Origin of the sequence: Citrobacter tructae (genome assembly GCF_004684345.1) — a bacterium.
In the GTDB taxonomy this organism is placed as follows: domain Bacteria; phylum Pseudomonadota; class Gammaproteobacteria; order Enterobacterales; family Enterobacteriaceae; genus Citrobacter; species Citrobacter tructae.
In genome coordinates this window covers 4,491,865-4,507,108 of the sequence record NZ_CP038469.1, presented here as the reverse complement: position 1 = coordinate 4,507,108, position 15,244 = coordinate 4,491,865, and the positions used below count along the sequence as shown (strand labels likewise).

At 46.1% G+C, this 15,244-nt stretch carries 11 protein-coding genes; 9 read left to right on the top strand and 2 right to left on the bottom strand.

What is annotated here, in order from left to right:
* Positions 1–2: 2 nt before the first annotated feature.
* The 4 genes from E4Z61_RS22275 (at position 3) to E4Z61_RS22260 (ending at position 4,910) form a co-directional block, all read left to right on the top strand.
* Entirely contained in the window at positions 3–1,517 is a 1,515-nt protein-coding gene (locus tag E4Z61_RS22275) for a tripartite tricarboxylate transporter permease (RefSeq protein WP_135324609.1), read from the top strand.
* 221 nt (positions 1,518–1,738) lie between these two features.
* Positions 1,739–2,521, top strand: a complete 783-nt coding sequence (locus tag E4Z61_RS22270; RefSeq protein WP_135324608.1) for a hypothetical protein — start codon at positions 1,739–1,741, stop codon at positions 2,519–2,521.
* Between the two features lie 1,566 nt (positions 2,522–4,087).
* A complete protein-coding gene (locus tag E4Z61_RS22265; RefSeq protein ID WP_135324607.1) occupies positions 4,088–4,516 on the top strand; it encodes a carbohydrate binding domain-containing protein in 429 nt (142 codons plus the stop codon).
* A 58-nt stretch (positions 4,517–4,574) separates the two neighbouring features.
* A complete protein-coding gene (locus E4Z61_RS22260) occupies positions 4,575–4,910 on the top strand; it encodes a hypothetical protein (protein WP_135324606.1) in 336 nt (111 codons plus the stop codon).
* Between the two features lie 36 nt (positions 4,911–4,946).
* Here E4Z61_RS22260 and E4Z61_RS22255 read toward each other — a convergent pair whose 3' ends face one another.
* Positions 4,947–5,810 (bottom strand): LysR family transcriptional regulator, encoded by an 864-nt coding sequence (locus E4Z61_RS22255; RefSeq protein WP_135324605.1) that lies wholly within the window; start codon positions 5,808–5,810, stop codon positions 4,947–4,949.
* Positions 5,811–6,027: 217 nt separating this feature from the next.
* Here E4Z61_RS22255 and E4Z61_RS22250 point away from each other — a divergent pair, with 217 nt between their 5' ends.
* Both E4Z61_RS22250 and E4Z61_RS22245 read left to right on the top strand, forming a co-directional pair.
* The gene (locus E4Z61_RS22250) at positions 6,028–6,420 is read left to right on the top strand and encodes a M15 family metallopeptidase (RefSeq protein ID WP_135324604.1); all 393 of its coding nucleotides are present in this window, start codon (positions 6,028–6,030) and stop codon (positions 6,418–6,420) included.
* A gap of 39 nt (positions 6,421–6,459) precedes the next feature.
* Positions 6,460–10,866, top strand: a complete 4,407-nt coding sequence (locus E4Z61_RS22245) for an alpha-L-fucosidase (RefSeq protein ID WP_135324603.1) — start codon at positions 6,460–6,462, stop codon at positions 10,864–10,866.
* A 255-nt stretch (positions 10,867–11,121) separates the two neighbouring features.
* Here E4Z61_RS22245 and E4Z61_RS22240 read toward each other — a convergent pair whose 3' ends face one another.
* Entirely contained in the window at positions 11,122–12,012 is an 891-nt protein-coding gene (locus tag E4Z61_RS22240) for a LysR family transcriptional regulator (RefSeq protein WP_135324602.1), read from the bottom strand.
* Between the two features lie 98 nt (positions 12,013–12,110).
* Between E4Z61_RS22240 and E4Z61_RS22235 the strand changes: the two genes are divergently transcribed.
* The 3 genes from E4Z61_RS22235 (at position 12,111) to lhgO (ending at position 15,237) form a co-directional block, all read left to right on the top strand.
* Entirely contained in the window at positions 12,111–12,713 is a 603-nt protein-coding gene (locus E4Z61_RS22235; RefSeq protein ID WP_135324601.1) for a short chain dehydrogenase, read from the top strand.
* A 258-nt stretch (positions 12,714–12,971) separates the two neighbouring features.
* Complete coding sequence (gene glaH, locus E4Z61_RS22230) at positions 12,972–13,949, top strand: glutarate dioxygenase GlaH (protein ID WP_135324600.1); 978 nt, start codon at positions 12,972–12,974, stop codon at positions 13,947–13,949.
* 19 nt (positions 13,950–13,968) lie between these two features.
* Positions 13,969–15,237 (top strand): L-2-hydroxyglutarate oxidase, encoded by a 1,269-nt coding sequence (lhgO, locus tag E4Z61_RS22225; protein ID WP_135324599.1) that lies wholly within the window; start codon positions 13,969–13,971, stop codon positions 15,235–15,237.
* Positions 15,238–15,244: the final 7 nt, after the last annotated feature.

The window sequence follows — 15,244 nt, the reverse complement described above, 5'->3', positions numbered from 1 at the left end:
CGATGGATACCTGGATATATCTTTCTCAGGGTTTTGCGGTGGCGATGACGCCGGAAAACCTGGTCATCGCGCTGATCGGCTGTTTTGTCGGCACTATTGTCGGGCTGCTGCCAGGACTGGGGCCAATCAACGGCGTGGCGATCCTGCTGCCGCTGGCCTTTGCGTTACACCTGCCCGCAGAATCTGCACTGATCCTGCTGGCGACCGTCTATATCGGCTGTGAATATGGCGGGCGAATCTCGTCGATTTTGCTGAACGTGCCCGGCGATGCAGCCGCCATTATGACCGCCCTCGACGGCTACCCAATGGCGCAACAAGGACGCGGCGGCGTGGCGCTTTCTATCTCGGCGGTCAGCTCTTTCTTTGGCTCGCTCATCGCCATCGGCGGTATCATTCTGTTTGCCCCGGCGTTGGCCCAATGGTCGCTGGCCTTCGGTCCGGCGGAATACTTTGCCTTAATGGTCTTCGCCATTGCCTGCCTTGGCAGCATGATGGCGCAAAACCCACTGAAATCATTTCTGGCAGCGCTGATCGGTCTTGGCCTTGCGACCGTCGGCGTAGACGCCAATACCGGGGTATATCGCTTCACCTTTGACAGTGTCCATCTCTCTGACGGCGTACAGTTTATCGTGGTGGTGATTGGGCTGTTCTCTGTCTCAGAAATACTGTTAATGCTGGAACATACCAGCAGCGGTCAGGCGTTGGTGCGAAAAACGGGCCGCATGATGTTCAACGCCAAAGAAGGCGCGCAGTGCGTGGGTGCCACGCTGCGCTCGTCGGTGATTGGCTTTTTTGTCGGCGTGCTTCCCGGTGCTGGCGCGACCATCGCCAGTGCGATCACCTACATGACCGAGAAAAAACTGAGCGGTAACAGCGACAGCTTCGGTAAAGGGGATATTCGCGGCGTAGCCGCGCCGGAGGCGGCAAACAACGCCTCGGCCTGCGGCTCATTTATTCCGATGCTGACGCTCGGCGTGCCGGGCTCCGGCACCACGGCGGTGATGATGGGTGCGCTGACGCTGTACAACATCACACCGGGTCCGGCGATGTTTACCGAGCAACCGGATATCGTCTGGGGGTTAATTGCCGCGCTGCTGATTGCCAACGTGATGCTGCTGGTAATGAACATCCCGCTGATCGGTCTGTTTACCCGCATGCTGACCATCCCGCTGTGGTTCCTGGTACCGGCTATTGCGGCGGTTTCAGCCGTGGGCGTGTATGCCGTGCACAGCACCACCTTCGATCTGGTACTGATGGTCGGGCTCGGCGTATTTGGCTACATTTTGCGTAAAATGCACTTCCCGATGTCGCCGTTGATTTTAGGCTTTGTGCTGGGGGAAATGCTGGAGCAGAACCTGCGCCGTGCGCTGTCGATCAGCAACGGCAGTATGGATATTCTGTGGGCCAGCGGCGTGGCAAAAGTGCTGCTGGCGATGGCGGTGATGGTTATCGTGATCCCGCCAGTACTACGCCTGATCCGTAAGCGCAACAGCAAACCCCAAGTGGAAACACCATAAGTAAGATGACCGGTAGGACTCTGCATCTGTATTAACGTAATAGATGCCAGAGTCCTTATAAAGCATCAAAAACCGAAGATGATGTTGCAATACGGGGAAGGGTCGAAAAACTGAATATATAATTGAGTCATTTTTGTAGATGTAGTGAATATTATTTATAAAATATCATCATAATATACATCTTATTATTTCTCTGAGCTTTTAACTAATGGAGAAGTAAAATGATTGAAATTAATTCTTGTGGTCAGTTAATTATTAATGGCGATTTTGCTACCGGAGATTTCACTGGCTGGACTGTCTCAGCGGGTACCGCTCAGAAACCAGTGGTCTCTAACGGGCAAGCGGTTCTGGCCACAGCAGATAAAATCACTCAGGATATTAATGCCATTGCCGGAACCGAATTAACGTTTATTTATGATTTTGCTTTGGTAAACAGTGCAACGGGCTATGTGGAAGTTGTGTCTCTGCCATCACGTACACGTGTCTATTACGATTATAACAACGAGAGTCAACCGGGCGTAGTGATTACCGTCCCCGATGACGAAACTGGCCTGGAGATCGCCTTTGCCTGCAACGCGGGTGGAGAAGTGCATGTTGATAACGTGACACTACAGCCAATGAACAGTGAGCTAATCATCGGTGGTGATTTCACTGATGCTTCAATCCCTGGCTGGACAGCTCATGGGGCAACGTCAGAAAACCCGAAAGTAGTAGGCGGGCATCTGCAGCTCCCGAATGCCTCCTATGTCTATCAGGATGTTGCCGTTACTGCTGGGTGCACACTGAGCCTAAGCTACTCGATGCAATTACTCTATAGTGCAACAGGCAATGTCACAGTAACAGCACAAACCACGGGGCAGGAATTATATATTGATACCGTTGGCGGCTCAATTACAGGTGCTTCATTTGTGGTTCCTGTAGGCGAATCGATTGTTCGCATTCAGTTTAATTGTACCCAGGGCGGCGAGATTGATGTAGACAATGTGTCTATGGTCTATATCTGATAACCCGTTCTTCTTAAGTAATATGCACCGCCAGTTTTTGCTGGCGGTACATAGTTTTTGCTGAGGAGGCAGTCGCACCTGAGTTCTTATAAATGACTGGGTTATCTCCGGAGGATGAAATTCAGCCTGACAGAACTTGCTCAAGATCCGTAAGCGAATATTCTGTCAGTGTCCAGTCAACGTCACGATTTTGGTACTGTGGCATCACCGTCCCTCTACTGACCCCCACCACCACCTGGTAACTTTCACACTTCCAGACTCCAGTCTGGGGACAAAGTTGCCCAGACGATGCACCCGTACCTGGTGGTAATGAGTCTATCCGAGACTGCGATGAATAATCGATAGTCCTGATCCCCCCGAATGTTACCGAATTAACCATAATACCCTCCTGCTATGGTTGTCATGAATATCAGCTTTTACGTAAAGCCCAAAAATGAACGACGTTTTTCATTGGCTAAAAAAATGCCGCAGGTGAATGCGGCAATCATAGTGCCAATGGGGAACTTTTCATCACAGGCTCAGCCAGTGCTACTGGTGGCAATGTGCTGCAAAAATAATATTGATGATTTCAGGCAGATATCCACAATTGAACTGGCATCATGGTTCAGCCCAAATACATTCACTTTTGCTTCCTGTTTATGCCTTTCCTGTATGACCTCGCGAACATGTTCTATTTAGTTGTCTACTTTGACCAGTTGCTCTGGTAACAGACTGTCGTATGCCTCTTGCAGATTTAACTCAAAGTCATCAACTTTCTACTTTAGTGAGCTCGTCATTCTGCTACGGCTGATACCGCGATCAGCGGCCATGTTTTCCGCTATGTCATCGATGGGTTGCTTAAAACCGTGTAACACCATTCCTTTAATCTTTTTACTTAGTAAATTTGCAGTTTTGTATGGCTAATTGACTCACCAGCTAGTTCAAATCACCACATGCAATACAAAGTTAAAGCGTCTTAAATGGATATTTCTTAACAAAAAACTTTAACCGGGAACAATTTCGGTGATGTTTATCACATTTTCGATAGTGGCAAGATACAATGGATGCTCTATGTTTTTTTTCAGATAACATCCACATAACTGTCTAATTCTGTTTTTATGACTCGCAATCCTAAGCATGACTGAGGACTGGCTCAATGTTGGACGGCCACATCAACAGATGAGGTGATTCATTTATTAAGGTAGGATCGGGTAACGGAAAATAATACTCGCTTGTGAGCTAAAGTTTTTGCCCTCAAGACCGGCTTGACTAACGTCAGCATACTGCAATTAGTGGGTCTGTATTTAACAAAAAAGACGCTGATAAAAAACACTGCCAGCCAATTTCAGCCATATTATTCAAGTTTTTATTAAAAAATGTCACATAGAGATAATTAATACAACCACTAGCGTTTTCATATCAAGGCGACGATAAAGCGAAAAACATTCCATTACTGATAACAAAAAATATTTTTTATTTGAACTTTCACTAAACAATGAAAATTACGCCACAAGGACACTGTTAATATAAATTCATGTTACTGAATCAGTAACAGTACACCTTAACTTTTCAATTTGGAGATACAAAATGATTTCTAACATTATTAACGATGGTGATTTTAACCCGGAACAACTCAATGCCTGGTCGTTTTCTGACAGTGCAGCGGGTGTGCAAAATGAATCTGAAACTGTTGAAAACTACTATGCACATATTAATGCCACAGAATCTGCATGGCAGGGAATTAGCATTCCTGTAGGCCAACAAGCTGTATTGACCTTCAAATCTCGCGGACAGAATAGCGGTACAGTTTCGGTCATGATGCTGAACACAAACACTACCTATTGGAGTCAGACGTTTAATACTGACATGAATGGCGATTGGACGATCGAAACAATGACCTTTACTGTAGAGGAATCCTGGACAGGACCGCTCATGTTGCATTTTCAGGCGGCATACAATGCCGAATCTACTGATGCAGTAGATATCGATGATGTTCGTCTACTGACAGGCATGTAAATCTAACTCAAGTTAACTAAATAAGGCCAGTTATTAAACTGGCCTTTCAGGAGAAAAGATGTCTTCAAAATTGACATTTAGCGGATTGATATTCGCACTATTTTCTGAACCCGTAGATACACTCAAAATGATTTTTATTATTACACTTGGAGAGATAGGACGTTGGTTATATGGTGGTGGGAAATTTCGAGAACGGTGTGGAGACTTAATCATATGTCTTCTAATCTTCTTTCTGGTAAAGCCACACATAATCAGCTTACCTCCTTTTTACAGTGTCAAAATTTCGGCTGGAGCAATTGCAATCATCATATCATTACTAGGTACCCATGGGATTGGAAGGTTTTTTCTCTTTGTGATAAAAATGAAAATGGGTATCGACCTTAACAAAAAATAAAAGCTCTCGCAGAGAGAGCTTTTTCCTTTTCAGTTATCAGATAAAAGATAGAAGAACCTGTTTTGTCCTTTCAAACCCTTCTTTAAATGATAAACCTTCATTGTGATACATAAAAACTGATATATATTTCGATTTAATTGGTTTAACTGCCAAGTTTTCACTCTTGTAAATTAATGCTGTTTTTAATGGTAATATGCACGCACCTTTCCCACGATATATATTGTGCAGAAGTGTAGAAAGATCAAAGTTGTGTGATATAAAGCTCACAGTTTCGTATTTATCTCGCAAGATTCTTTCCACTTTATCTTTAAAGTGACTGGAAAAACTATCATTCCACATATAAACATCTATAAAATCAGTTGCATCCATTTTACTCTTTGGCATTAAAATCGTTACTTCTCCTCCATGCCACTTCACCTCCTTAAATGGATAGTAGAGCACTAAAGGTCTTAATGAAATGAAAAAAACATTATTTATATAAGCATTATCTTGAAGTAATTTCTCAGTAATGACAACTCGCTGAAACTTTATTTTAACCTGTGTAAATTCCCCTTCAATAGATGATGATATAGTGCGGTACATAAGTTCTGGAATGGTCACATCAAATACAATCGTTAGAGTACCGCATCCGCCCTTATTATTTAATTTATTCTCAAGTCTTGATTGGGCCTCATATATTGGTGTTAATTCTTTATATAAGGAAACTGCATACTCTGTTGGGATTAATTCATTATACTTTCTAATGAATAAATTTTCCCCTAATGCACTTTCAAGATCTGCCAATTTTTTACATAAAGGCGTTCTTGTTAAATACAGCTCATCTGCGGCCTTAGATATACACTTTTTTTCCATTGCAACCATAAAGTACTTCAGTTGTTTTGATATGAAAATAGACATCATAGACCTCCCTCACTCAAGAGCCTAAATACTAAACGAACAATGGAATTTTGGGGCATTCAAAACGATCATTATTTGTTCGGTCAGAAACTAAAAAATAGGCATTTAATACTCATATTTTTGATATTTTTTTGTGAGGAGGAACAGAGCAAAACTTTTAACTTTTTTAAAGTATCAATATAACAATTACCCTCTAACTTTTTAAACAAAAAGGTAAAAAATGAAAGACAACGTTTTTAGCAACAGGAGTTTATTATTTTTAAATGATGTTCATCCTGACTTATGCAAGTTAGCGTATAAAGCACTTGAACTGTCAGTTGTGGACTTTGGTATATCTGAAGGACTCCGATCAATTGAGCGACAAAAAAAATTATATGCAGAAGGAAAATCAAAAACTCTAAATAGTAGACATCTATCTGGTCATGCTATTGATGTTATGGCTTATCCAACAACATCAGTCTCATGGGACTTTAAATATTATAAGGAGATTGCCGTTGCTTTTAAAAATGCTTCTTCAATATTAAACATTCCTATTGAATGGGGTGGAGACTGGAAACCATTCTGTGACGGACCTCATTTTCAATTACCCTGGCAACAATACCCCTTAATTTAATAATCAATTAATTATAACACTCTCTTCAAAAGGTATAATATGAAAAATAATATCATATATTTTCAAGACTATATAGAGTCTAATACTACGGTACAACTATCATCAGTTGATAACTACCGTCTTACTCATTTTGACAACTCCCCCAGAGAGCAAACAGATCAATCCGTCATGGATCTTCCGGCTGGCTCATGGCTTAAATTCAATACGACTATTCCTATCGGGATGTTTGCAAATTGTATGTTGTTTGCCTCAACACAAACATCCAATCAGAAGATACAAATTTTTAGTGGCTCGATGGAAAATGATCCACTCTGGACATTCACAGTAAAAACATCAGGCGTGGAAAATTACTTCACTGAGTCTGTCAGTGGTGATATCGAGAATAGCTACTCTGAATCAACTGATATCTATATGTTATTCCCGGAAGGTTTTACTGGCTATCTGAACTGGTTTGTTTTTTCTCAATATTCAGGAACAGAGACTGCAGAAGATAAAATTCGAAGAATGAAGTGGTTCGATGACGCACGATTTGGCCATATGATGCACTGGGGGGCATATTCTGTCCTTGCTAAAGGTGAGTGGGTCATGAATACAGACCACATCCCAAAAGATGAATACATTACTGAAGCATGTGTGCCTTTTGCACCCAGTAAGTACAGCCCTGAAGAATGGGCATATATGATTTCGGATGCAGGGCAAAAATACCTTACCATCACAACAAAACATCATGATGGTTTTGCTATGTTTGATACCAACGTCAAGGAGTTTGCCCCTTATGACGTCGAAAATACAGCATCTATACACAAGTCTGTTCTTCGCCCCCTGGCCGCTGCATGTCGTGAAAGAGGCATTATATTTTGTTGCTACTACTCTTTGCTGGACTGGGGTAATGTCAACGAAGTGAATATCGAAAACGCAGCTGAAATAGACCCATCAACAATCAGTCCAGAAGATGTCACTCGCTATCTTTCAGAAATGAAGGAACACCTGAAAGAGTTGATCGAAATTTTCGACCCTGCTCTTATCTGGTTCGACGGTGCGTGGGCTGCATTTAACACACAAGATGTCTCTACCGAAACCAGAGATTTTTTACGGCGCATGTCGCCAGATATCATCATTAACGATCGTATTGGCAATTCAGTTGGCGATTATTCAACGCCAGAACAGAGTATTCCAGCAGGCTCCATGAGCGGCCCCTGGGAAGCATGTATGACGATGAATAATTCGTGGGGATACAATTCAGCAGACAATAACTGGAAGAGCACTAGCGAACTTCTCAACGACCTTCTTGATTGCGCAAGTAAAGGTGGGAATTTACTGCTCAACACAGGCCCTGATGCTGAAGGTGTGATCCCACAGCCCTGTGTTGATAGCCTTTCCGGGATTGGAAATTGGATGCAGACATGGGGTGAAGCGGTTTACCAAACCCGGGCAGGTACGCTTAATGTGTCAATGCAACCTGGCGTATTTTGCACATTAGGTAAATCTTCGTTTGCTCATAAAAATAAAGCAAAGCTATTTGTCACAGTAACAAAATTGACTTCAGATAAATTACTTCGAATTGAACAACCGATTTCTCTTCCTACGAACGTATATTGGCTTACCTCCCCGGAAAATACCGTTAGTTTCAACTTACTGAATGGATGTATGTGTGTCCCGCTTCCTGATACCTTAAGTGACCCACTTGGTATGGTTCTGGTAATGGAGTTTGAAGACACTCCACAACCTAAAAATTATCCGGATGTGGCACTATTTAGCCATGCTGAAGCCAGTAACGTGTGGAACCACGATACGACAGATTATGCCGCTCAGAATGTAGTGGACGGGAATCCACAAACGCGTTGGGCGACCGATCAGGCAAGTAACGTTCAACTGGAGATTACTTTTAACGGATTGACTTCGTTCGATCTGCTTGGATTTAATCAATATGAACAGCGCATTGCTAAATTCACTATTGATATTTATTCAGAAACGCAGCTAATTGCCAGCTTAAGTGGTGAAAATCCAGAGCAGAACTGTCTTTTAAATCTTCCCACATTAACAACTGGTGATAAAATAATCCTTACAATTTTATCTTGTATTGATGAGACTAAACCGGCAAGTCTGTACTCCTTTTCTGCTTTTAACTCAACGTTACCATTACTACCCGTTATTCAGCCAGTAAATCTGGCAAAAGGTGCCGTAACCGTAGCAAGTGATGTATGGTATGACGAACGAACGGAGTATAAAGCAGCATATGCCACTGATGGCAATCCCTCTACTCGCTGGGCTGCTAATGACAACACACAGCTACCTGTGACATTGACTATTTCTTTTCTCAAAGAAGAATCATTCGACCGTATTTCAGTCAATGAATTCATTACGAGTGAGGAGGTCACACGGATTAAGGCATTTACACTACAAATTCAGAATAGTGAAGATGATAGCTGGAAAGATATTTACCAGGGAAGTGATATTACTAAACCTATTGTTTTACCTTATCTGACGAGCAGCAAAGCACTGCGAATAGTGATTACAGAACTCACCACAAATAAAGGTCCTTCATTCTACGAAGTCGAGGTATACCAGACGGCAAGAGCCGTAATTTCTTTAACTGAAGAAGAGCTTCTAGAGGAAGAAGCAAGGTTGTCATTCGAATATTTCTGGAGAGAGGCAAATATAACAGACGGCGCAATTGGCTATGGATTAGTTGCTGACCGGGCAAATTCTAGAAGAGCATCAATTGCCTGCTCAGGCTTCGCGTTCAGCGCACTTGTTATTGCTGTTGAGAGAGGATGGCTTAGCAGAGCGGAGGCAGAAAATCGTCTATACAACTCACTTCTGACGTTACAGAATGCTGCGCTTCGGTACAAAGGCTTCTTTTATCATTTTATTGATATGGATACGCTCGATACGCTGGAGTCTGAAGTGTCGACCGTCGATACCATGCTTGCACTCAATGGTATACTGACCGCTGGTCAATATTTTGGTGGTCCTATTGGTACGCTTGCTCAACAAATTTTCGATGACGTAGAATGGGATGCAGCCGTTGCCTCAGATGGTAACTTCACCATGGGCTGGGATGCTGATCTCGCCCCTATTTCAGCTACCTGGGGTGGGTATGCGGAACAATTCTGTATGTACCCAATGGCTACTGGTTCTACAAAACATACTCCCGCTAATGCAGCTGATATGTTTTATAAACTTGAACGTAAGTATGGTCACTATGGGGACAGTGGTGACTTAATTTATGTTTGGGGTGGTCAGCTCTTCACATATCAGTTTTCACATGCCTGGCTCGATTTTCGTCGTCTTTGGGACAAGCAAGGTGCAGACTGGTGGCAAAATAGTATCAATGCAAGCAAAGCTAACAGAGAGTTTTGTATTGCTAACAATGAAGTTCTACCCTCACTTGATGCCGATAATTGGGGTCTTACTGCTTGCAATGGACCTAATGGGTATGCCGCATATGGGGCACCGCCATCAGGAAATATTGGCGCCAATAATATGCATTTTACTGACGGTACTATTACACCGAGCGGCCCTATTGGCAGCTTACCTTTCATGCCAAAAGAAACTCTTCAAGCCATGATGGCATGGTATAAAAATCCGCAACTGTGGACCGGGTACGGTTTTATCGAATCCTTTAATACTTCAAAATCCGCGCCATGGTATTGCGAGAGTAATTCAGGTCTAATCAAAGGGCTATCTCTCATCATGATCGAAAACTATCGCAGTGGTCTGATATGGGATACCTATATGAAACACCCTGTCATTGTTTCCGGTAATCAGAAAATATTTGGCCAGCAGGTGCCTGAGATACTGATTCAGGAAAGCAGTGATGCCATCGTTTATACCGGTTCCGGTTGGTGGTTAGCTGAAGGTCGCCCGGATAGTCTTGATGGTAAAAGTCAGGTCACACAAAACAATGGCGACTATTTTGAATTTACATTCAATGGACGTAATACCTCAGTTTACTGCGAAAGAAATAACGATCAGGGTGATATCGATTTCTATGTGGATAATGTCTTTACTGGCACTGCCAACACATGGAGTGAGTCCCTACAGTATAGCGATATTGTTTTTAGTGTTAAAAATCTGTCACCTGACACTCATGTATTAAAAGGAGTGAAACGAAGCGGGAAATGGCTGACAGTGGATGCGATAAAAGTTTATGCCAGTAACAGTTTCGATGTTATTAAATCCTCTTTCGATGCCACCACTAACGTTTTAGTTTTACAACTTAGTCAGGCAGCGGATAACTACAGCTCAAAAAATATTGATTCGTATATTGTTAATCAGGGACTCAGCATTAGCAACATCATGCTAAGCCCTGACAAAAAAACAATAACAATCACTCTTACTGGAGTTAAAACCAATATGGAATATATTATTACAACTAATGGCGTAAATAATGAAATCCTAAGCGAAAAACTAGATAAACGTAGAATTATTTTCATTAGTTAACATCTGATTCCGCCCTGTTAAGGGCGGATTTTAATAACTTATAGATACAATATTTATATACCAACAAGCTACAGTGCGAAACCACCGCATAATCACTTCTGCGAAAAACCACGTCGATGGGTAAAGTAATATTGATACCTTGCTTTAACCTCATTGCAATTTCACGCAATAACACTATTGAAGCTGCCGCTACATCTATCAACATGTTTCTTCCTGTTATCACCAATTCTTTATGATCTGGCATCAATTTCAATGTCAACGTAGGCTCAGCGTCCCGCCCAACATATGCTCTACAAACTGCGTCAGTTTCGGCAATGGGCGTAAATCCTGACGCCACAGCAGATGAATAGGTCGCGGCTGCGGCGTAAACCCTTCCAGCACTCGAACCAGTTTGCCGCTGGCAAGCTCTTCCGCCAGTAACACTTCCGGCTGCAACAGCAGACCAGCACCCGCGACTGCCGCCATACGCAGACCATGACCATCGTTACACCGCAGGATCGCATCGCGTTTCCATCTGACTTCGCCTTCCATACCCGGCAGTATCCATTCGTTACGCGCCGTCCACACTGTGTGAGATAAACACAGATGATCCACCAGATCTGCGGGCGTCTGGGGAGTACCGTGGCGTGCCAGATAGTCCGCTGACGCGCAGATCACCATGCGGTACGGGCACAGATATTTGGCCACCACATCCGTCTGATGAATATCACCAATGCGGATCGCCAGATCGACCCCTTCATCTACCAGATCAACCATCCGATTGGTCAGATCCAGTTCAATGCGCACTTCCGGCCAGCGTTGTAAAAAAGCAGCGGCCAGCGGCGAAACGACACAGGCACCAAAGGAGGTAGGTGCGCTGATGCGCAGCGTCCCCGCCGGGGCCAAACGCAGCCGCTCCACCGAACGTTCAGCTATCGACACCTGTTCCAGCACCCGCCGGGTTTCCTCAAAATAGACACGCCCGGCGTCGGTCAGGCTCTGGCGACGAGTGTTGCGTTCCAGCAGTCGCGTACCGAGTTGCGCTTCCAGCAGCGCGATATATTTCCCCACCATTACCGCCGACATCTCCAGCCGCGTTGCCGCCCCGGTAAAGCTGCCGCTTTCGGCCACGGCGATAAACGTTTCCATGCCGCGTAACTTATCCATATTACAAACCTCTGGTTAGTAATCATCTAACTTTTAGCCAGTTTATCCGATTTCATTTTCATTAAAGAATAGTGGCTCACACTATTCTGGAGGTGGTTATGAAAATCGTCGTTATTGGTGCCAGCGGTACCGTGGGTCGTGCAGTCACAGAGACGTTGAGCCGTAAACATGAGATTGTCCGCGTGGGCCGCACACAGGGTGATTACCAGGTCGATATCACTTCGCAGGAGAGCGTACAGGCGCTGTTTGAAAAAATCGGCAAGGTGGATGCCATTGTCTCCGCCACCGGTAGCCTGTTCTTTGGCCCGTTGTCGACCATGACCGACAGCGAGTTTAATCAAGGATTGCAGGATAAATTGCTGGGCCAGGTGCGTCTGGCATTAACCGGACAGCATTACCTCAACGATGGCGGCTCTATCACGCTGATTAGCGGCATTATCGCCCATGAGCCCATTGTGCAGGGGGCAAGCGCGGCAACGGTCAACGCCGGGCTGGAAGGTTTTGTTCGTGCCGCAGCCTGTGAATTAGGGCGCGGCATACGCATTAACCTGATAAGCCCCACCGTGCTGAGTGAATCCGCCGCAGCCTATGACGGGTTCTTCCCCGGCTTTGAAAGCGTCCCTGCCGCCACGGTCGCCAACGCCTATCGCCGCAGCGTCGAAGGCATCCAAACCGGACGCATTTATAAAGTCGGTTACTGACATTTTTGCTGCCGCAGCATTCCGTCTGCGGCAGCTGATTAATCCACTGTTTTAAAACAACTTTCCTGTTACCCCTTCCTCTACCGGTATTTATCCCTACCATTTATAATGTTAAATATTTGTTGTTTTTGATCACAAATAATAAACAAACAAGCTCATTCTGTGCGCGTTTTTCAAAAATGTAGATATTTTTAATTTATGGCTACGAAACGAGCAGCACCATGTCTCCCTGACAATCTACTGAGAGGATCGATTCTGATGAACGCACTGACTGCCGTACAACCGAACGCTGAAGATCCAGCCCAGCACTACAGCGGCTTTACGCTGAAACCGTCAGCCCAGTCTCCACGCCTGCTGGAACTGACGTTTTCTGCCCAGACCGCTGAGCAATTTCTGCAAGCCGTGGCGCAGTGGCCAGTGCAGGCGCTGGAATACAAATCCTTCTTACGCTTCAAAGTGGCGAATATCCTCGACGATTTGTGCGGCAATCAACTGCAACCGCTGCTGCTAAAAACGCTGCTGGATCGTGCCGAAGGCGCATTGCTGATCAACGCGGAAGGCGTCGATGACGTGGCGCAGGCGGAGGAGATGGTCAAGCTGGCGACGGCGGTGGCGCATCTGATCGGCCGCTCCAACTTTGATGCGATGAGCGGTCAGTACTACGCGCGATTTGTGGTGAAAAACGTCGATAACTCCGACAGCTACCTGCGCCAGCCGCACCGCGTGATGGAACTGCATAACGACGGTACCTACCTCGAAGAGATCACCGACTACGTGCTGATGATGAAAATCGACGAGCAGAACATGACCGGTGGTAACTCGCTGCTGCTGCACCTCGACGACTGGGAACATCTGGACCACTACTTCACCCACCCGCTGGCCCGCCGCGCGATGCGCTTTGCCGCGCCGCCAAGCAAAAATGTCAGCCAGGACGTGTTTCATCCAGTGTTTGACGTCGACCAGCAGGGTCGCCCGGTGATGCGCTACATCGACCAGTTCGTCCAGCCTAAAGATTATGAAGAAGGTGTCTGGCTAAGCGACCTGTCCGATGCGCTGGAAACCAGCAAAAGCATCCTGTCTGTTCCGGTTTCAGTCGGCAAATTCCTGCTGATCAACAACCTGTTCTGGCTGCACGGTCGCGATCGCTTTACATCGCACCCAGACCTGCGCCGCGAACTGATGCGTCAGCGTGGTTATTTTGCCTACGCCACCAACCACTACCAGACTCATCAGTAAGCACGAAGGAATTAAGCGGATGTATGATTTTGTGATTATTGGCGGCGGCATTATCGGCATGTCGACCGCCATGCAACTGATTGATGTCTACCCGGATGCCAGGATTGCGCTGCTGGAAAAAGAGTCAGGTCCGGCCTGTCATCAGACGGGCCACAACAGCGGCGTGATTCATGCCGGGGTCTATTACACCCCCGGCAGCCTGAAGGCGCAGTTTTGTCTGGCCGGTAACCGCGCCACCAAAGCCTTTTGCGATCAAAATGACATCCGCTATGACGTCTGCGGAAAGATGCTGGTCGCCACCTCAGACCTGGAAATGGAGCGCATGCGCGCGCTTTGGGATCGCACCGCCGCCAACGGTCTTGAGCGCGAATGGCTCAATGCCGAAGAACTGCACGAGCGCGAACCCAACATCACCGGGCTCGGCGGGATTTTTGTGCCGTCGAGTGGGATTGTCAGCTACCGCGAAGTGACCGCCGCGATGGCCAGGATTTTTCAGGCCAAAGGTGGCGAGATTGTTTATAACGCCGAAGTCAGCGCCCTGAAAGAACACACAGCGGGCGTGGTTGTGCATACCCGTCAGGGCCAGGAATATGAGGGCGCGACGCTGATTAGCTGCTCCGGGCTGATGGCTGACCGACTGGTGAAAATGCTCGGCGTCGAGCCCGGTTTTATCATCTGTCCGTTCCGTGGCGAATACTTCCGCCTGGCGTCAGAACATAACCAGATAGTTAATCATCTGATTTACCCAATCCCCGATCCGGCGATGCCGTTTCTCGGCGTACATCTTACCCGCATGATCGACGGCAGCGTCACGGTCGGCCCCAACGCGGTGCTGGCGTTTAAACGCGAAGGCTACCGTAAACACGACTTCTCGCTCAGCGATACGCTGGAGATCTTCGGCTCTTCCGGCATCCGCCGCGTGCTGCAAAACAACCTGCGATCAGGGCTTGGCGAAATGAAGAATTCGCTGTGCAAAAGCGGCTATCTGCGGCTGGTACAAAAATACTGCCCGAGCCTGACGCTCAAGGATCTACAGCCGTGGCCTGCGGGCGTGCGGGCACAGGCGGTATCGCCGGACGGTAAGTTGATCGACGATTTCCTGTTTGTCACTACGCCGCGCTCAATTCACACCTGTAACGCCCCTTCTCCGGCGGCAACGTCGGCGATCCCCATCGGCGCGCATATCGTCAGCAAAGTTCATGCGCTGCTGGAAAACCAGAGCAACCCCGGACGCACGCTGCGTGCGGCACGTAGCGTGGAGACATTACACGCCGCCTTTACCCGTTAAACTTTTT